Origin of the sequence: Burkholderia diffusa (genome assembly GCF_001718315.1) — a bacterium.
Taxonomy (GTDB): Bacteria; Pseudomonadota; Gammaproteobacteria; order Burkholderiales; family Burkholderiaceae; genus Burkholderia; species Burkholderia diffusa_B.
On record NZ_CP013362.1, the window covers coordinates 2,824,443 to 2,843,648 of the forward strand.

The following is a 19,206-nucleotide window of genomic DNA, read 5'->3' on the forward strand; positions in this document are numbered from 1 at the left end:
GCGCCCGCTACGCTTCCGCAGCCAGACCGCGCAAATCCCGCACCACCGCCTCCATCACCGCCCCCCAATCACCGAACCTCGGTTGCCGGTACAACGTCGCGGTCGGATACCACGGGCTGTCGGTGCGCTCGAGCAGCCACGGCCAGTGCGGATTCACGTCGAGCAGCACCCAGGTGCGCGCGCCGAGCGCGCCCGACAGGTGCGCGACCGACGTGCACACCGTGATCACCAGATCCAGCGCGCCGATGAACGCGGCTGTATCGTCGAAACTCTTCAGTTCGGCGGTGAAGTCCTCGATCGCGAAACCGGCCGCACGCGCCGCGGCGACATCCGCGTCCGCACCCGGCTGCAGCGAATGGAACGCGACGCCGTCGATACCGCGAAACGCAGCGGCATAGCGTTCGAGCCCGACGCGCCGGAACGGATTGCGCTGATGCTGCGCGCTGCCCGTCCACACGAGCCCTGCCTTCAGCCGGCCGTCACCCGCGAACCGCGCCCGCCATGCGTCGCGCGCGCGCGAATCGGCGTGCAGGTACGGCACCGACGCGCCGAGCGTCGACGTCTCCATACCGAGCATCAGCGGCAGGCCGATGAGCGGCACTTCGTAGTCGAAGGCAGGCAGCTCGTCGACGCCGCCGCCCGCGCTGAACGCGTCCGCGTGTGCGCCGAGGCTGCGCCGCATCAGCGTGCCCACCTGCGGAAACGTATTCCACGCGAGGCGGCCGCCCTCGCGGTGCACGCGCTCGGCGAGCGGCGCGACGAAGCGCGCGAATTGCAGCACGTCGCCGAGGCCCTGCTCGCCCCAGACGAGCAGCGTCTTGCCCGCGAGGGGCTCGCCCTGCCAGCGCGGGCCGGGCAGCACCGGCCGGCGGCCGCGCAGCTCGCCAGCGCCGTCCCAGCGTGCCTCGTGGCCGCGCCAGCCGGCCGCGTAGTTGCCGCGCACGAGCTGGATGATCGCGAGGTTGAAACGAAACGACGCGTCGTCGGGCGACAGCTCGCACGCACGCGCCGCGTAGCGCTCGGCGTCGTCCCAGCGCTGCGCCTCCTTCATCGCCATCGCGATGTTGTTCAACGCAAGCGCATTGTCGGGCGCGATCTCCGCAAGCCGCGCCGAGCAGGCGAGCGCGCCGTCGAGGTCGAGCGTCGCGAGCCGCGCGACGATCAGGTTGATCCACGCCTGTACGTCGCGCGGGTCGGCCTCAACGGCCGCGTCGAGCAGCGCGATTTCCTCGCGTCGGTCGCCGCCCGACAGCCGCAGCGCGATCGCGAGGTTGTTGCGCAGCGACGGCCAGCGCGGATCGAGCGCATAGGCCGCGCGATACGGCGCGACGGCGTCCGCGTGGCGGCCGAGCATCTGCAGTGCGTAGCCATGATTGAAATGCGCACCGGCGCCCGGATGAACGCGCACCGCGCACTCGGCCAGCGCGAGCGCGTCGGCCGTGCGCTGCCGCGCGACGAGCGCCACGGTGAGTTGCGAGAGCGCAGCCGTGTCGACCGCATGCAGATGGCCGGCGGCGGCGAGCCAGAGTGCGTGCGCGTCGTGCTCGCCGCGCGCTTGCGCGTCGGCGGCCTGCCCGAGCAGCGCGAGCAGCGGCGGCATCAATGGAATGAGGAGGTCGTTCGAATCGTCCATGCGGCCCGGAGTGGAAAATCGGTCGTGCGGCAGGCGGCGCGCGCACCGCGATACGTGCATCTTAACGCCCGCGCGAAGCTGCGCGGCAGGCGGCGCAACACGTGCATCGCGACGCCGCACGCCCGAGCGCACCGCGCCTGCCGGCAACCGCCCGCAGGCTGCGCGGGGCTCGCCGGATCACCGTCGGCGGCCCCTTCGTCCGCGTTCCGGCCGCATCCGCCCGCCGATCCGGTAAAATTGCACGTTTCAGCACACTAACAAGCCGCGCCGCCGCGCGAGCCGACCCTCCGGGCCCCGCCCGGAGCGCCGCCCGCAACGGAGCGCCAGCGCCACGAAGGCTCTTCATGCTTACGTTTCAGCAAATCATCCTGACGCTGCAGTCCTACTGGGACAAGCAGGGTTGCGCCCTGCTCCAGCCCATCGACATGGAAGTCGGCGCGGGCACGTCGCACGTTCACACGTTCCTGCGCGCGGTCGGCCCGGAGCCGTGGCGCGCCGCTTACGTGCAGCCGTCGCGCCGTCCGAAGGACGGCCGCTACGGCGAGAACCCGAACCGCCTGCAGCATTACTACCAGTATCAGGTCGTGCTCAAGCCGGCACCGGAAAACATCCTCGACCTGTACCTCGGCTCGCTGGAAGCGCTCGGCTTCGACCTGAAGCAGAACGACGTGCGATTCGTCGAGGACGACTGGGAGAATCCGACGCTCGGCGCGTGGGGCCTCGGCTGGGAAGTGTGGCTGAACGGGATGGAAGTCACGCAGTTCACGTATTTCCAGCAGGTCGGCGGCCTCGACTGCAAACCCGTGCTCGGCGAGATCACCTACGGCCTCGAGCGCCTCGCGATGTATCTGCAGAAGGTCGAGAACGTGTACGACCTCGTATGGACGGAGTGGGAAGAGCAAGGCCCGAACGGCCCCGAGCTGCGCCGCCTGTCGTACGGTGACGTCTACCACCAGAACGAAGTCGAACAGTCGACCTACAACTTCGAGCACGCGAACGTCGACCTGCTGTTCACGTTCTTCAACAGCTACGAAGCGGAAGCGAAGAAGATGATCGACGCGCAGCTCGCGCTGCCCGCGTACGAACTCGTGCTGAAGGCCGGCCACACGTTCAACCTGCTCGACGCGCGCGGCGCGATCTCGGTCACCGAGCGTGCGGCGTACATCGGCCGCATCCGCGCGCTGTCGCGTCTCGTCGCGCAGGCTTACTACGAGTCGCGCGAGAAGCTCGGCTTCCCGATGCTCGGCAACCCGCCGGGCGTGCCGGGCCTCACCACCGACGCCCAGGATGCCGCCCAGCCGGCATGGGCGCCGCCGCTCAAGGTCGAACGCAAGATCGATCAGGACTGACGAGACGAGATTTATTCCACACATGACGCACAATCATCCCGCCCCCCTGCTCGTCGAACTGCTGACCGAAGAGCTGCCGCCGAAGGCCCTCGCGCGCCTCGGCGACGCATTCGCCGAAGGTCTCGCGCAACGCCTCGCGGCGCGCGATCTCGTCGAAGGCGATCTCGTATTCGAACGCTACGCCACGCCGCGCCGCCTCGCGGTCGTCGTGCAGAACGTGCGCGCCGTCGCGCCTGAAAAGCAGGTCCGCGAAAAGGTCCTGCCCGTGTCGGTCGCGCTCGACGCCGAAGGCAAGCCGACCGCCCCGCTCGCGAAGAAACTCGCGGCGCTCGGCCACCCGAACCTGACGATCGCCGATCTCGAGCGCGCGCAGGACGGCAAGGCCGAAGCGTTCTTCGTCAACTACTCGGCGGCCGGCGCGACGCTCGCCGACGGCCTGCAGGCCGCGCTCGACGAAACGCTCGAGAAGCTGCCGATCCCGAAGGTCATGACCTACCAGCGCCCGGACGGCACCGACGTGAAGTTCGTGCGCCCCGTGCATCGCCTGACGGTGCTGCACGACGATCGCATCGTGCCCGTCACCGCGTTCGGCGTCGATGCCGGCGACACCACGCTCGGCCACCGCTTCCTGTCCGACGGCCTCGTCGCGATCCAGCACGCACGCGCGTATGCCGACACGCTGCGCGACAAGGGCCGCGTGATCGCGCACTTCGCCGATCGCCGCGAAACGATCCGCACGCAACTGAACGAGCACGCGAACGGCGACACCGTCGTGATGCCCGAATCGCTGCTCGACGAAGTGACGTCGCTGGTCGAGTGGCCGGTCGTCTATCCGTGCCGCTTCGAGGACGAATTCCTGCAGGTTCCGCAGGAATGCCTGATCCTCACGATGCAGACGAACCAGAAGTATTTCGCGCTGACCGACATCGGCGGCAAGCTGCGCTCGCGCTTCCTGATCGTGTCGAACATCGAGACGAAGACGCCCGAGGAAATCGTCGAAGGCAACGAGCGCGTCGTGCGCCCGCGCCTGGCCGACGCGAAGTTCTTCTTCGAACAGGACAAGAAGAAGCCGCTCGCCGAGCGCGTGCCGCTGCTCGCGAACGTCGTCTATCACAACAAGCTCGGTTCGGCGCTCGCGCGCGTCGAGCGCCTCGAAGCGCTGGCCGGCGAGATCGCGCCCGCGATCGGCGCCGACGCCGCGCACGCGAAGCGCGCCGCGCGACTCGCGAAGGCCGACCTGCTGACCGACATGGTCGGCGAATTCCCGGAACTGCAGGGCACGATGGGCACGTACTACGCGCGTCACGACGGCGAGCCCGACGACGTCGCGCTCGCATGCGCCGAGCACTACCAGCCGCGTTTCTCCGGCGATGCGCTGCCGACCACGCCGGTGTCCACCGCCGTCGCGCTGGCCGACAAGCTCGAGACGATCGTCGGCATCTGGGGCATCGGCCTCGCGCCGACCGGCGAGAAGGATCCGTTCGCGCTGCGCCGTCACGCGCTCGGCGTGCTGCGCCTGCTCGTCGAGAAGCAACTGCCGCTCGATCTCGTGTCGCTGCTGCGCACGGCCCATGCGCGCTTCGAAGGCGTGGCGGGCGTCGCGGAGTCCACCGACGCGATCTTCGCATTCTTCATGGACCGCCTGCGCGGCCTGCTGCGCGAACGCGGCTACACGGCGGGGGAAGTCGACGCGGTGCTGAGCCTGAACCCGACGCGCGTCGACGATCTCGTCGCGCGCCTCGACGCGGTGCGCGAATTCACGCGCCTCGCGGAAGCCGAAGCGCTCGCGGCCGCGAACAAGCGGATCTCCAACATTCTGAAGAAGTCGGAAAGCGGCGCGAACGGCGCGGTGCAGCCGACGCTGCTCGTCGAGGCCGCCGAAAAGGCGCTGCACGAACAGCTCGCGGCCGTGACGCCGCACGTGCAGTCGCAGCTCGAGGCGCGGGCATACACGGGCGCGCTGTCGGCGCTCGCCGCGCTGCGCGCGCCGGTCGACACATTCTTCAACGACGTGATGGTCAACGCCGAGGATCCCGCGCTGCGCGCGAACCGTCTCGCGCTGCTGTCCGCGCTGCATCAGCAGATGAACTGCGTCGCCGACATCTCGAAGCTCGCCGCATAAGGGCCGAAAGATGCCGACCAGCCCCAATCGCAAGCTCGTCGTCCTCGACCGGGACGGCGTGATCAACGTCGATTCGGACGCGTTCATCAAGACGCCCGACGAGTGGATCGCGCTGCCCGGCAGCCTCGAGGCGATCGCACGACTCAACCACGCGGGCTATCGCGTGGTCGTCGCGACCAACCAGTCCGGCATCGGCCGCGGGCTGTTCGACATGGCCGCGCTCAACGCGATGCACCTGAAGATGCATCGCGCGGCGGCCGCCGTCGGCGCACGCATCGACGCGGTGTTCTTCTGCCCGCACGTGTCGGAAGACCACTGCGACTGCCGCAAGCCGAAACCCGGCATGATGCAGATGATCGCGGAGCGCTTCGAGGTCGACCCCGGTCACACGCCGGCCGTCGGCGATTCCCTGCGCGACCTGCAGGCCGGCGTCGCGGTCGGCTTCCAGCCGCACCTCGTGCTGACCGGCAAGGGCAAGAAGACGCTCGCCGCGGGCAATCTGCCGGCCGGCACGAAGGTTCACGACGACCTGCGCGCATTCGCGCTCGACTTCCTTTCACACGAACACGAGTGATGCGGCCGCCGCGCGCATCCTCCCTACTGTCAGACCCACGCCGATGCGCTTCGTCCGCTCCCTGCTGCTGCTGATCTACTTCATCGTGTACACGGTGCCTTACGCCACCGCGTGCTTCATCGCGTTCCCGTTCATGCGTCCTGACGCGCGCTACTGGATGGCGGCCGGCTGGTGCAAGTCGACGCTGTGGGTCGTGCGCTGGCTGAACGGCATCCGCTACCGCATCGAAGGGATGGAAAACCTGCCCGACGGCCCGGCCGTGCTGCTGTCGAAGCACCAGTCCGCGTGGGAGACGCTCGCGTTTCCGGCGCTGATGCCGAAGCCGCTCTGCTACGTGTTCAAGCGCGAACTGCTCTACGTGCCGTTCTTCGGCTGGGCGCTCGGGCTGCTGCACATGGTCAACATCAACCGCAAGGAAGGCAAGAACGCGTTCGCGTCGGTGATCCGCCAGGGCAAGAAGCGCCTGTCCGAAGGCGCCTGGATGATCATGTTTCCGGAAGGCACGCGCACGCCGGTCGGCAAGCAGGGCAAGTACAAGACGGGCGGCGCGCGCTTCGCGATCGAAACCGGCACGCCGGTCGTGCCGATCGCGCACAATGCAGGTCACGTGTGGCCGCGCAATTCGTTCACGAAATTCCCGGGCGTCGTCACCGTGTCGATCGGCAAGCCGATCCCCGTCGACGGCAAGACGCCCGACGTATTGAACTCGCAGGTCGAAGCATGGATCGAAGCGGAAATGCGCCGCATCGACCCCGATGCCTATCGCCAGCCGGGCAACGCCGGCACGCGCGATGCCGCGCGCGTCTGAATCATCCGGATTGCAGCCGTTGCGAACGACGAAACGAAGCGAACTGATGAAAAAGCGTCCGCGGCCACGGCCTGCCGTCGTGGCCCTCGATCATCGCCAGATGGACCTGCCGCTCTTCGACGGGCCGGCCGCGTCGCCGGCGCCGTCGGCCCCCGCCGCACCACCCTCGCCGCCTGAAGCGGCTGTGGCGCCCGCGATGCCCACCGCGCCGCTCGATCCTGGCCCCGCGCCCGATCGCTCCCGCATCCGCACACTTGCAATCGACAGCCGTGTGCTCGAATATCGGCTGAAGCGCTCCGCGCGCCGCACGATCGGATTCACGATCGACGGCAGCGGGCTGTCGATCACCGCACCGCGCTGGGTCACGCTCGCCGACATCGAAGCCGCCATCGCCGAGAAGCAGCGCTGGATCTTCGCGAAGCTCGCGGAATGGAAGACCCGTACCGAGCAGCGCGCGCTGCCGCAGATCGACTGGCGCGACGGCGCGCAACTTCCTTATCTTGGCAAGACGATCACGATCGCGCTCGGCGCCGGTGCGCTCACATTCGACGCCGATGCGCAGCGGCTGTCGCTGCCGTTGCCCGCGCAAGCCGACACGCAGCAGATCAAGGACCGCGTGCAGGGCTGGCTGCAGGGCGAAGCGAAACGGATCTTCGGCGAACGCCTCGTCGTCTACGCGGAAAAGCTCGGCGTCACGTATTCGATGGTCGCGCTGTCGTCGGCCGCGACGCGCTGGGGCAGTTGCTCGAGCGACGGCAAGATCCGGCTGAACTGGCGGCTGATCCACTTCCCGATGTCGATCATCGACTACGTCGTCGCGCACGAACTGTCGCACCTGCGTGAAATGAACCACAGCCCGGCCTTCTGGCAGACCGTCGAATCGATCTTCCCGGAATTCCGCGAAGCGCGTCACACGCTCAAGCATCACCCGCCCGAGCTGCTGCCGGCGCTGTAACGCGATCGGTCGCACCGAAAATACGAACGGGCGATGCGGATTCCTCCGCATCGCCCGTTTTCGTTGCTCGCCACGCCCATCGTGCGTCGCGCGCCGCTCATCGCGCGCTCAGTGCGCCTTCTTCTGGATGAACTCGATCTTGTAGCCGTCCGGATCCTCGACGAATGCGATCACGGTCGTGCCGTGCTTCATCGGGCCCGCTTCGCGGGTCACCTTGCCGCCTTGCGCCTTGATCCGGTCGCAGGCCGCGTACGCGTCGTCGACTTCCAGCGCCAGATGGCCGAAACCGTTGCCGAGATCGTAGGACGGCGTATCCCAGTTATGGGTGAGCTCGATCACGGTGCCCGTGCTTTCCGCTTCGTAGCCGACGAATGCGAGCGTGAACTTGCCTTCCGGATAATCCTCGCGACGCAGCAGCTTCATGCCGAGCAATTCAGTGTAGAACTTGATCGATCGGTCGAGATCGCCGACTCGCAGCATCGTATGCAGCAAACGCATGTGTTGTACTCCTGTGGGGACTTTCCAGAAGCGGAAATTCTACCGGAGTCGGGTGAATCCCGCCGGCGGCGCCCCGTCCGCCGCCGGCCGGTACCGGGCATCTGCACGGCGAACCCGCCGCCCGTGCGGCGGCGGTCATCACGGTGTCCGACGGCCCCCCGGCAAGTCCACCGATCGGGTAACATCCTTCCACCTCGCACCAAAAGCGGGCATGCTGTCCGCCGCTTGAACGCGACCACCCCCTCATTCAGCCACACAGCCTGCCGTGCGAAACCGCCGAATCGAGCGCGCCGGACGCGACATCCGTCCGCCGCTGCCCACGCCCCTGCCCCCTTGCCGCAGCATCGGGGAGGTCCGCCGATGACCGCGCTCGCCGGCACGCCCGCGCGCCGCGCACTCGACACGCGCGCCATCGGCGTGATGCTGCTGCTGTGCGCGATCTGGGGCTTCCAGCAGGTCGCGATCAAGAGCACGAACGCGGCGATCCCGCCGATGTTTCAGGCCGGGCTGCGCTCGGTGATCGCGGCGCTCCTGCTGTGGGGCTGGGCGCGCTCGCGCGGCACGCCGCTGTTCCGCGCGGACGGCACGCTCGGCGCGGGCATCGCGGCCGGTGCGCTGTTCGCCGGCGAGTTCATCTGCGTGTTCTTCGGGCTGACGCTGACGAGCGCGTCGCACATGGCGATCTTCCTGTACACGGCACCGTGCTTCACGGCGCTCGGCCTGCACCTGTTCGCGCCGGGCGAGCGGCTGCAGCGGGTCCAGTGGGCCGGCGTCGGGCTCGCGTTCGCCGGCATCGCGCTCGCGTTCGCGGACGGCTTCCTCAAGCCGCGCGCGCCCGGCGCATCGGTATTGGCCGGGCTCGCCGGCGACGCGCTGGGCATCCTCGGCGGCGCGATGTGGGCCGCGACGACGGTCGTCGTGCGCTCGACGTCGCTCGCGCGGGCCAGCGCGAGCAAGACGCTGTTCTACCAGCTCGCGGTGTCGGCCGTCGTGCTGATCGCGCTCGCCGCGCTGCTCGGCCAGATGTCGTTCGCGCAGGTCACGCCGATCGCGCTCGCGAGCCTCGCGTACCAGTCGGTGATCGTCGCGTTCGTCAGCTATCTGTCGTGGTTCTGGTTGCTGACGCGCTACAGCGCGTCGCGGCTGTCGGTGTTCACGTTCCTGTCGCCATTGTTCGGCGTCGCGTTCGGCGTGCTGCTGCTCGGCGAATCGGTCGGCTGGCGCTTCATGTCCGCGGCCGCGCTGGTGCTGACCGGAATCGCGCTCGTCAACGCGCCGCCGCGCGGGCGCGCGTAACTTCGCCCGGCCGCGCTCCGGCTTCGACGAGAACGCCGAAAAGCAAAAAGGCTGCCCGTCGGGGCAGCCTCATGAATCCCGAGCCGGCGGGCGCCACACGCGTTGCCCGCGTGGTCCGGTTACTCCGCGGCCTTGCGCACCTTCGCAAGCGCCTGCGCGACGCCGACATATTCAGCCACGCTCACATCCTCCGCGCGTCGCGCGAGGTCGAAGCCGAGCCCGTCGAAATCGATCGTCTCGCGGTAATCGCCAAGCGTGTTGCGCAGCATCTTCCGACGCTGCGAGAACGCCGCCGTGACCACTTCGCCGAGCAGCACGGGATCCACGTCCGGCAGTTCGTGCGGCTCGTAAGGAATCATCCGGACGATCGCCGAATCGACCTTCGGCGGCGGCTGGAACGACTCCGGCGGCACGTCGAGCATCTTGTCCATCACGTAGCGGTACTGCAGCATCACCGACAGTCGCGAGAACGCCTTCGTACCCGGCTCCGCGACCATCCGTTCGACGACTTCGTTCTGCAGCATGAAATGCTGGTCGATGACCACGTCGGCGAACGTCATCAGATGAAACAGCAGCGGGCTGGAAATGTTGTACGGCAGGTTGCCGACGATGCGCAGCGACGGCTTGTCGCCGGGCGCCGCGAGCGAGCCGAAGTCGAACGCGAGCGCGTCGCCCGCGTGCAGCTCCAGCAGTGCGCCGAAGCGCTGCTGCAGGCGCCCGATCAGGTCGCGGTCGAGCTCGACCGCATGCAGCGGCGACTCGGGCGTCGCGAGACGCGCGATCAGCGGCTCGGTCAGCGCGCCGAGGCCGGGGCCGATCTCGACCATTCGCTGGCCGCGCGCGGGGCCGATCGTCGCGACGATCGAGTCGATCACGCCGTGATCGACGAGGAAGTTCTGCCCGAAGCGCTTGCGCGCGAAGTGGCCTTGGTGCTGTCTGCTGTTCGACATCGACTGAGAAAAACGAAAAATACGACGAATGAGGTCAGGCCCGGGCCCGCCCGTCAGGCCGCGCGGCGATGGCGCGCCATCGTGACGGCAGTGTCGAGCGCGGCGACCATGCTGCCCGGATCCGCGCGGCCCGTGCCGGCCAAATCCAGTGCGGTGCCGTGATCGACCGACGTGCGAATGATCGGCAGCCCGAGCGTGACGTTGATGCCCTCGCCGAAGGTCGCATACTTCAGCACGGGCAAGCCCTGATCATGGAACATCGCGAGCACGCAATCGGCATCCTCGAGATAGCGCGGCTGGAACAGCGTGTCGGCCGGATACGGGCCGCGCGCATCGATGCCCTGCGCTTGCGCGCGCGCGAGCGCCGGCGAGATCACGTCGATCTCCTCGCGCCCGAGATAGCCGTTCTCGCCCGCGTGCGGGTTCAGCCCCGTCACGAGGATGCGCGGCGCCGCGAGGCCGAAGTCGCGCCGCAGGTCGCGATCGACGATCGCCAGCGTTTCGACGAGACCGTCGATCGTCAGCGCGGCCGACACGTCCTTCAGCGGCAGGTGCGTGGTCGCGAGCGCCACGCGCAGCGGCCGCTCGCCCGTGCCCGCCAGCATCATCACGACGCGCGGCGTGTGCGTGCGTTCCGCGAGGTATTCGGTATGGCCGGTAAACGGCACGCCGGCATCGTTGATCGTGCTCTTCTGCAGCGGTGCGGTGACGATCGCGTCGAACCGGCCGGCCATCGCGCCGTCGATCGCGGCATCGAGCAGCGCGAGCACGTAGCGGCCGTTGGCCGCGTCGAGCTTGCCGGCCTGCGCGGGCACGGCGAGCGGATGATGCTCGACCGACACCGGTCCGCCGCCGGCGAGCACCGCTCGGTCGGCACCGACGGCCGCCGCGCGCGCGTCGAGCAGCGCGGCGTCGCCGAGCACGGTGAAATGCGCGCCCGGCCAGCGGCGTGCGGCATCCTGCAACGCCTGCACGGTCAGTTCCGGGCCGACACCCGCGGGTTCGCCGGTCGTGATCGCGATCTGCAGCGCGGATGCCGTCATGTGAAGCTCGCTCAGTTCGCCGGGCCGACGCCGCCGATCTTGTACTGCACGTACGAAGAATCGCGCAGTTCGCGCAGCCAGTCGGCGTACGCCTGCTCGGCCTTGCGCTGGCCGATCGCCTGGCGCGCGATATCCATCTGCTGCTGCACCGAGCCTTCCGCCTCGCGGCGCTCCATCACCTGGATCAGGTGGTAGCCGTACTCGGTACGAATCGGCTGGCTGATCTGGCCGTCCTGCAGATTGTTCATCGCGCGCTCGAATTCCGGCACGGTCTCGCCCGGGCTGATCCAGCCGAGATCACCGCCCTGCGACGCCGAACCGTCCTGCGAGTAAGTGCGCGCGAACTTCGCGAAATCGCCGCCCGCCTCGACCTGACGGCGGATGTCCTGCAGCTGCTGGCGGGCCTGGCCTTCCGACTTGCCTTCGCCGACACGCAACAGGATGTGGCGCACGTGCGTCTGCACGATCTTCGGTGCCGCGGCGGTCGCGCCCTGGCTCTGGCGGCGGTCGACGAGACGCACGATCTCGAAGCCGTCCGGCACGCGGATCAGCGTCGGGTTGACCTGGCCCGGGCGCAACTTCGATGCCGCGTCGACGACGTCGGCCGGCAGCGCGCCCGGCGCCTTGAAGCCGAGGTCGCCGCCCTTCTTCGCGTCGTTTGCTTCCGAATTGTTCTTCGCGAGCTTCTCGAAATCGGCGCCCGACGTGGCCTGCTGCAGCAGCGCTTCAGCCTTCTTCTGTGCGGCTTCGATGTCGGCCTGCGGCGCGTTGGTCGGCGCCTTGATGAAGATGTGCTGGAAGCGCAGGTCCTGCTGCTGCGATGCGTTCGGCCCGCGCTGGCTCGCGATGTAGTTCGCGACCTCTGCGTCCGATACGGTGATCTTGCCGTCGACCTCGCGCTCGCGCAGCTTCGACAGCATCAGCTCGGTACGCGCGTCGCTCGTGAACACGCTCCAGGGCACGCCTTGCGCGACGATCCGCGCGCGATACTGGTCGAGCGTCATCCCGTTCGCCTGCGCGAGGCGCTGCAGCGTGGACTGCACGGTCGCGTCGTCGACGCGGATCCCGTCGTCCTTGGCCTTCTGCACCTGGATACGCTCGAGCACCATCTGGTTCAGCACCTGCGCGCGCAGCTGGTCGGCCGGCGGCACGGGTGCGTTCTGCTGCTGCAGCCGGCGCGAGATCAGGCCGACGCGCTGGTCGAGTTCGCGGCCCGTGATCACGTCGTTGTTGACGACCGCGACGACTTCGTCGGCGAGCTGCGCGCCTTGCGAACCGAGCGCCTGCGCCGAGGCCGGCGCGGCGGCGAGCAGCGCGGCGGCGGCGGCGAGGCTGGACACGACTGCCGCGAAACGAAGGGTTTTCTTCATTGCCACTGGAACTCCATTGAAATCGTGCTGACCGGTGCAGACAAGCCGGCGTTACTCGTAGTTGCTGAAGCGGGACATCGGCGGCGGCGCGGACGGCAGCGGCGTGTAGCCCGGCACCCCGGCGCGGAACGCGGCCACGAGGCCGTTGTCGACGCTCGACAGCCCCTTCAACGTCAACTGCATCATGAATCGCGTCGACGAGTTCTGCTGTCCCGACGTGTTCACGCCGTTCGCGTACCGCTGGACACCGACCCCGAGCGCCCAGCAATCCGCGTCGTATTGTAAGCCGAGCAGACCGTCGACGATCCGGTCGGCGGCCAGGTCGTAGTTGAAGCGGCCGATCGCATACAGGCGGCGCGTGAGCGGCCATTGCGCGGACACCAGGAACTGGTTGATCGGCTGGTTGTCGAGCGTCGTGTTCGCACGCGTATAGCGGTAGCCGACGTTGATCACGCGGCGCTCGCCCGGACTGAATCCGAAACCGATGCTCGATTTCACGAGCTGGTTGTTGTTCTGGTTGTACTGAAACGCCGTCTCCGACATGAAACCGGAGCCGAGCTTCAGCGCGGCGCCGACGATCAGGTCCGAGTGGCGCGCCAGCACGGCGCTCTGGCCGGAGTTCAGCGTGACGCGCTGGTCGGCGAAATAGTACTGCTGTGCGACCACGAAACGCGCGCGTTCGTCGCCCGTGCGGGGATCGATGAAGCGCGACGTCAGGCCGGCCGTGATCCGGTTCGCATCCGCGATCCGGTCGTTGCCGACGAACGTGTTCGGCTGGTAGATCTCCGCGAGGCCGAAGTCCGATTCCGCCGTGTCGAACAGCGGCGCGTTCGACTGGTCGCGATACGGCGTGTACACGTAGTACAGGCGCGGCTCGAGGGTCTGGATGAAGTCCTGGCCGAACAGGCGCACCGAGCGATCGAAGATCAGGCCCGAATCGAAGCTCACGGTCGGGATCGACTCGGTGAAGCGCTTCGGGTTGTTCGGGGTGCTCGACGACAGGTGGTTCAAGTCGTACGACGCGAAGTGATACTGGACCTTCGGCACGACGAAGTAGCCGGGGCCGTACACGCCGTACGCGATGTACGGGTTGAAGACGATGCGGTCGCCTTCGGTCGCATCGGCGGTCGTGATGCGGAACCGCGAATAGTCGGCTTCCGCGCCGAAGTCGAAGCCGCCGACGTTGTACTTCGTGTACTTCACGTTCAACTGCGGCTCGCGGCTGTACGGCGCGATCGACGGCGGCAGCGTCTGCCAGTGCTGGTAGCGCGCGAGCACCGACCACGGGCCCTTGTTGTACGTCAGGCCGGCTTCCTGCTGGTACAGCGTCTGCGTCCCGTTGATGAACTGGTTCATCGACCCAAGGTCTTCGGGATACGTATTGTCCGAAACCTTGTTGAAGTAGACGTAGCCGCCGAAACCGCCGCCGAAGTTCTGCTGGTGCTGCCAGTAGATCGCGTAGCGGTCGCGGTGCGCGAGCCGGTCGTCCGGCAGGTAATTTGCCGTAAACGTGCCCGAATACGTCGGCGACAGATAGCGGAACGTCGCTTCGGTCTGCACGCCGCGGCGCGAAATGATGCGCGGCGTGATCGTCAGGTCGCGGTTCGGCGCGATGTTGAAGTAGTACGGCAGCGTCAGCTCGAACCCGTTGTTCGAGTTCATCGAGAACGTCGGCGGCAACAGGCCGCTGCGCCGCTCGCCCGACAGCGGGAACGTCATCCACGGGCTCGCGAAGATCGGCACGCCCTGGAAGAACAGCACGCCGTTGCGCGCGGTGCCTTCGTCGGCACCCGTGTCGAAGTCGAAACGGCTGCCCTTGATGTACCACGCGGGATTCGTCGCGCACTGGCACGCGGTGTAGGTGCCGTTGACGAACACCGAGCGCTCGCTGTCGAGCAGGTCGACGCGCTCCGCGCTGCCCGAGCCACCCGTCACGTTGAAGTGGTACTTCGGCGCCGTCATGAAGCCCTGGTTCGCCTCGACCTTCAGATGCGCGTCGGGGCCCGCGAACGACGTGCCGCCGTTGATCACCTTGACCTGGCCGTACGCATCGGCCATGTCGGTATCCTGATCGTAGTGGATCGCGTCGGCCTTCACGACCGCGTCGCCGCGACGCAGCTCGGCCGAACCCTTCGCGGCGAGGTCCTGATCGGCCGTGCCGCTCGTATGGTCGGCAATCACGAAGGTGGCCGGCTTCGCGCCGTCCTTCAGCGGATGATCCTCGAGCTGCGGGGCGAGACGCAGGTCCCACGGCGAGTCGAGCGGCTGCGGCTGCGCGGCCGCGCCCGACAGCTGCGCGTGCGACACGGCCGGCACGAGGCCGGGCACGGCCAGGAGCGCGAGCGCGAGCCGCCGTTTGCGCGGCGCCCCGTCACCGGGGAAGACATTCGGGAATAGCGGTTTGGGCGGCATCTATCGTTTGGCGAATCGCCCCTTGTCAACCGCACCTGCACGGCACATTCGCGCGCGGCGGGCCGCGCCGTCGCACCGCGACTGCGGCTGAGCGCAAACCGGGAGGGCGATCGGGCGGACGGCGCGACAGGCGGCGGGCCTGCACGGCGGGCGCTGACGCGGGGCGCGTCAAAAAAGTCGTGGGGTATTATATGGCAAGACGTTCCCCCCTCCGCCGAGTTTCATGACATCCCCATCCGCCGCATCCCAGCCCGACGCCCGCCTCGACGCACTGACCGCGTGGCTGCGCCCGCTCGCCGAGCGTTTCGCCCTCGACCTGTCGACCCTCGCGCCCGCGTCGTCGGACGCCAGTTTCCGCCGCTATTTCCGGGTCGCGTCGGCCACGAGCCCCGGCGGCTCGCTGATCGCGGTCGACGCGCCGCCTCCCGAGAAATGTCGCGAATTCGTTCAGGTCGCCCAGTTGCTCGCCACGGCCGGCGACCACGTGCCGGACGTGCTGGCCCACGATTTCGACGCGGGCTTCATGCTCGTGACCGACCTCGGCCGCACGTCGTACATCTCGGTGCTCGATCCGGCCGACCCGATCGCGGCGCGCCCGTTGATGCGCGACGCGCTCGACGCGCTGATCCGCTTCCAGCTGAGTTCGAAACCCGACGTGCTGCCGCCGTTCGACGAGGCATTCCTGCGCCGCGAGATGGAGCTGCTCCCCGAATGGTTCGTCGGCCGGCACCTCGGCAAGCCCGTCACCGACGCGATGCGCGGCACGCTCGAGCGCACCTTCGCGCTGCTGATCGCGAGCGCCCATGCGCAGCCGCAGGGCTTCATGCTGCGCGATTTCATGCCGCGCAACCTGATGGTCTGCGAGCCGAATCCCGGCGTGCTCGACTTCCAGGACGCCGTGTACGGGCCGCTCACGTACGACGTCGTGTCGCTGCTGCGCGACGCGTTCATCAGCTGGGACGAGGAGTTCGAGCTCGACTGCTTCGCGTACTACTGGGAAAAGGCGAAGAAGGCCGGCCTGCCGGTCGATCCGGACTTCGGCGAGTTCTACCGCCAGCTCGAGTGGATGGGACTGCAGCGCCACATCAAGATCCTCGGGCTGTTCGCGCGCATCAACTACCGCGACGGCAAGCCGCACTACCTGAACGACCTGCCGCGCTTCCTCGCCTATGCGCGCAAGGTCGCGCTGCGCTACCGCCCGCTCGTGCCGTTCGCGAAGCTGCTCGACGAGCTCGAGGGCAAGAGCCCGGCCGATGTCGGCTATACGTTCTGACCGCCTTCACATTCAGCCGAACATGAGCACTACCCTGACCACGGCGATGATCTTCGCCGCCGGGCGCGGCGAACGGATGCGCCCGTTGACCGACACCCGCCCGAAGCCGCTGCTCGAAGCCGGCGGCAAGCCGCTGATCGTCTGGCAGATCGAGGCGCTCGCGCGCGCGGGCATCGAAACGATCGTGATCAACCACGCGTGGCTCGGCGAACAGCTCGAGGCGACGCTCGGCGACGGCTCGCGCTGGGGTGTGCGGCTCGCGTATTCGGCCGAAGGCGACGCGCTGGAAACCGCCGGCGGTATCGCGCAGGCGCTGCCGCTGCTCGAGCGCGACGGCCGGCCGACGGTGTTCGCGGCGGTCGCGGGAGACGTGTACAGCGCATTCGACTACCGGACGCTTGCTGCGCGCGCCGCGCGCATGGCCGCGCTCGACGCGCCCGCGATGCATCTCGTGATGGTGCCGAACCCGCCGTTCCATCCGGACGGCGATTTCGTGCTCTGCGACGACGGCCGGCTGGCGCTCGCCGGCGCCCCGCGCGTCACGTTCGGCAGCATCGGCGTATACGACACGCGGATGTTCCGCGACATCGTGCCCGGCACGCACCGGCCGTTGACGCCGTACTTCAAGGCGACCATCGAGGCCGGTCGCGCGAGCGGCGAGTTGTATGAAGGCATCTGGGAAAACGTCGGCACGCCGGCGCAGCTCGGCGAGCTCGACGCACGGCTGCGCGCCGCCGCACGCTGATCCTTTCGCGGCGGGCCGCGGGGCCATCCGGCGGCGCGACGGCCCGAAAGCGCGATGACGGCCCGGTCGGTCGGCGGCAAGCCATCGCTGAATCAAAGCCGCGCCCGCAGCGCCCGATCACCCGGCCGTGACCGCCCAACGCCGCCAATGCCGAACGACCGGCGAACCAACCGTTCCCGCACCGCCCTGCGCGGCATCCACGCTCACGCGGCCTCGGCCGCTTCCCCGCCCGCCGCCGCGCGCTGCTGCTGCAGCGCCCACATCTGCGCATACAGCCCGTCCGCGCGCACGAGTTCGTGGTGCGTGCCGCGCTCGACGATTCGCCCGTGATCCATCACGAGAATCTGCTGCGCATGCACGACCGTCGACAGCCGGTGCGCGATCACGAGCGTCGTGCGGTGCCGCGCAATCTGGTCGAGTTCGTGCTGGATCGCGCGCTCCGAGCGCGAGTCGAGCGCCGACGTCGCCTCGTCGAACAGCAGCACCGGCGGATCCTTCAACAGCGTGCGCGCAATCGCGACGCGCTGCTTCTCGCCGCCCGACAGCTTCAGCCCGCGCTCGCCGACCGGCGTGTCATAGCCCTTCGGCAGGCTCTCGATGAAGTCGTGGATGTGCGCGGCGCGCGCGGCCGCGATCACTTCGTCGCGGCTCGCGGTCGGCCGGCCGTACGCGATGTTGTAGTAGATCGAGTCGTTGAACAGCACGGTGTCCTGCGGCACGATCCCGATCGATGCGCGCAGGGAGTCTTGCGTGACGTCGCGAATGTCCTGGCCGTCGATCCGGATTGCGCCGCCTGTCTGCCGGTCGAGATCGTAGAAGCGGAACAGCAGCCGTGACAGCGTCGACTTGCCCGACCCGCTGTGACCGACCACGGCGGTCGTGGTGCCCGCGTCGATCGTAAACGTCACGTCGTGCAGGATCTGCCGCGACGCCTCGTACGCGAAGTTCACGTGCTCGAAACGAACCTGCGCGCCCGCCACCGCGAGCGGCCGCGCGTCGGGCGCGTCCGCGACTTCCTTCGCGGCCGACAGCAGCCCGAACATGCGGTCCATGTCGGTGAGGCTCTGCTTCAGTTCGCGATACACGACGCCGAGAAAATTCAGCGGGATGTACAACTGCAGCATGAACGTGTTGATCAGCACGAGATCGCCGAGCGTCAGCTTGCCGGCCAGCACGCCCTGCGTCGCGCGCCACAGGATGAACACGAGCCCTGTGCCGATGATCGCCTGCTGGCCGAAGTTCAGCACCGACAGCGAATTCTGCGAGCGGATCGCGGCCTTGCGGTAGCGCTTCAGGTTCTCGTCGTAGCGCTGCGCCTCCCACTCCTCGTTGCCGAAGTACTTCACCGTCTCGTAGTTGATCAGCGAATCGACCGCTCGCGAGTTCGCGCGCGAATCGAGTTCGTTCATCGTGCGGCGAAAGTGCGTGCGCCAGTTGGTGACCTTTACGGTGAACACGATGTACGTGACCAGCGCCGCGAACGTCACGTACGCGTAGTACGCGTCGTACTTGACCACGAAGAAGCCGAGCACGAGCCCGACCTCGACGAGCGTCGGCAGGATGCTGTACAGCGAATAGGAAATCAGTTGCTGGATGCCGCGCGTGCCGCGCTCGATGTCGCGCGACATGCCGCCCGTCTGGCGCTCGAGATGGAAGCGCAGCGACAGCCCGTGCAGATGCCGGAACACCTGCAGCGCAAGCTGGCGCACCGCGCTCTCGGTCACCTTCGAGAACAGGATCTCGCGCAGCTCGGTGAAGAGCGACGTCGACAGCCTCACGAGCGCATACGCGACGACCAGCAGGCCGACGCCGCCCGCGAGCACGATACCGGCCGACTGCTCCGCCCTGCCGAGCGCGGTGAGCTGCTGCACGGCCGACAGGTGATCGACGATGCGCTTCATCACGACCGGCACGCCGAGGTTCGCGACCTTCGCGCCGATCAGGCAGCCGAGCGCAAGCGCGACACGCCATTTGTAGGTGGCCAGGTACGGCAGCAGCGACCGGATGGTCTGCCAGTCGTTGCGAGGCCCGGTGGGAGCCGGCGCGGGCTCGCCGGAAGCGGAATATCGGCGCATGGGGGAGGATCGGCGGCGATGCGGCACGCGTTGCTCCGACGGCCGGCTCGCCCGCTTTCTCGTACAATTTGCGAACGTTGTATTGTCGCAGAAGCCGCTACGC

The 19,206-nt window shown here is 68.1% G+C and carries 15 protein-coding genes; 8 read left to right on the plus strand and 7 right to left on the minus strand.

Annotated elements, in window-relative coordinates:
• Positions 1-7: 7 nt before the first annotated feature.
• On the minus strand, positions 8-1,633 hold the full coding sequence (locus WI26_RS13025) for a tetratricopeptide repeat protein (protein ID WP_069226128.1): 1,626 nt from the start codon (positions 1,631-1,633) through the stop codon (positions 8-10).
• A 344-nt stretch (positions 1,634-1,977) separates the two neighbouring features.
• On the opposite strand from WI26_RS13025, the gene glyQ reads away from it, so the two are divergent.
• Genes glyQ through WI26_RS13050 form a run of 5 tightly spaced genes read left to right on the plus strand, consistent with a single transcriptional unit; the run spans position 1,978 to position 7,441 of the window.
• Positions 1,978-2,982 (plus strand): glycine--tRNA ligase subunit alpha, encoded by a 1,005-nt coding sequence (glyQ, locus tag WI26_RS13030; protein ID WP_081334262.1) that lies wholly within the window; start codon positions 1,978-1,980, stop codon positions 2,980-2,982.
• A gap of 22 nt (positions 2,983-3,004) precedes the next feature.
• Complete coding sequence (gene glyS / locus WI26_RS13035) at positions 3,005-5,104, plus strand: glycine--tRNA ligase subunit beta (protein WP_069226129.1); 2,100 nt, start codon at positions 3,005-3,007, stop codon at positions 5,102-5,104.
• Positions 5,105-5,114: 10 nt separating this feature from the next.
• A complete protein-coding gene (gene gmhB, locus WI26_RS13040) occupies positions 5,115-5,678 on the plus strand; it encodes a D-glycero-beta-D-manno-heptose 1,7-bisphosphate 7-phosphatase (protein WP_059465747.1) in 564 nt (187 codons plus the stop codon).
• A gap of 43 nt (positions 5,679-5,721) precedes the next feature.
• Positions 5,722-6,486 carry a lysophospholipid acyltransferase family protein gene (locus WI26_RS13045; protein WP_069226130.1) on the plus strand — a complete coding sequence of 255 codons (765 nt, stop codon included), beginning with the start codon at positions 5,722-5,724 and terminating at the stop codon, positions 6,484-6,486.
• Positions 6,487-6,532: 46 nt separating this feature from the next.
• Positions 6,533-7,441, plus strand: coding sequence for a M48 family metallopeptidase (locus tag WI26_RS13050; protein WP_069226420.1), 909 nt, complete (start codon positions 6,533-6,535; stop codon positions 7,439-7,441).
• A gap of 108 nt (positions 7,442-7,549) precedes the next feature.
• Here WI26_RS13050 and gloA read toward each other — a convergent pair whose 3' ends face one another.
• Positions 7,550-7,939: a lactoylglutathione lyase gene (gloA, locus tag WI26_RS13055; protein ID WP_059447847.1), complete on the minus strand. Its 390-nt coding sequence runs from the start codon at positions 7,937-7,939 to the stop codon at positions 7,550-7,552.
• A gap of 360 nt (positions 7,940-8,299) precedes the next feature.
• Here gloA and WI26_RS13060 point away from each other — a divergent pair, with 360 nt between their 5' ends.
• Positions 8,300-9,235, plus strand: coding sequence for a DMT family transporter (locus WI26_RS13060; protein WP_059465748.1), 936 nt, complete (start codon positions 8,300-8,302; stop codon positions 9,233-9,235).
• A 119-nt stretch (positions 9,236-9,354) separates the two neighbouring features.
• On the opposite strand, the gene rsmA is transcribed toward WI26_RS13060, so the two are convergent.
• The 4 genes from rsmA to WI26_RS13080 are packed head-to-tail and all read right to left on the minus strand — an operon-like array spanning position 9,355 to position 15,010.
• Positions 9,355-10,185, minus strand: coding sequence for a 16S rRNA (adenine(1518)-N(6)/adenine(1519)-N(6))-dimethyltransferase RsmA (rsmA, locus tag WI26_RS13065; protein ID WP_069226131.1), 831 nt, complete (start codon positions 10,183-10,185; stop codon positions 9,355-9,357).
• Between the two features lie 53 nt (positions 10,186-10,238).
• Positions 10,239-11,228 (minus strand): 4-hydroxythreonine-4-phosphate dehydrogenase PdxA, encoded by a 990-nt coding sequence (pdxA, locus tag WI26_RS13070; protein WP_060322250.1) that lies wholly within the window; start codon positions 11,226-11,228, stop codon positions 10,239-10,241.
• A gap of 11 nt (positions 11,229-11,239) precedes the next feature.
• Positions 11,240-12,598, minus strand: a complete 1,359-nt coding sequence (locus WI26_RS13075) for a peptidylprolyl isomerase (RefSeq protein WP_059465751.1) — start codon at positions 12,596-12,598, stop codon at positions 11,240-11,242.
• A gap of 51 nt (positions 12,599-12,649) precedes the next feature.
• On the minus strand, positions 12,650-15,010 hold the full coding sequence (locus WI26_RS13080; RefSeq protein WP_069226132.1) for an LPS-assembly protein LptD: 2,361 nt from the start codon (positions 15,008-15,010) through the stop codon (positions 12,650-12,652).
• A gap of 223 nt (positions 15,011-15,233) precedes the next feature.
• On the opposite strand from WI26_RS13080, the gene WI26_RS13085 reads away from it, so the two are divergent.
• Complete coding sequence (locus WI26_RS13085) at positions 15,234-16,283, plus strand: aminoglycoside phosphotransferase family protein (RefSeq protein WP_069226133.1); 1,050 nt, start codon at positions 15,234-15,236, stop codon at positions 16,281-16,283.
• Between the two features lie 22 nt (positions 16,284-16,305).
• Complete coding sequence (gene murU, locus WI26_RS13090) at positions 16,306-17,028, plus strand: N-acetylmuramate alpha-1-phosphate uridylyltransferase MurU (RefSeq protein WP_059465754.1); 723 nt, start codon at positions 16,306-16,308, stop codon at positions 17,026-17,028.
• A gap of 203 nt (positions 17,029-17,231) precedes the next feature.
• Here murU and WI26_RS13095 read toward each other — a convergent pair whose 3' ends face one another.
• Positions 17,232-19,103: an ABCB family ABC transporter ATP-binding protein/permease gene (locus WI26_RS13095; RefSeq protein WP_069226134.1), complete on the minus strand. Its 1,872-nt coding sequence runs from the start codon at positions 19,101-19,103 to the stop codon at positions 17,232-17,234.
• Positions 19,104-19,206: the final 103 nt, after the last annotated feature.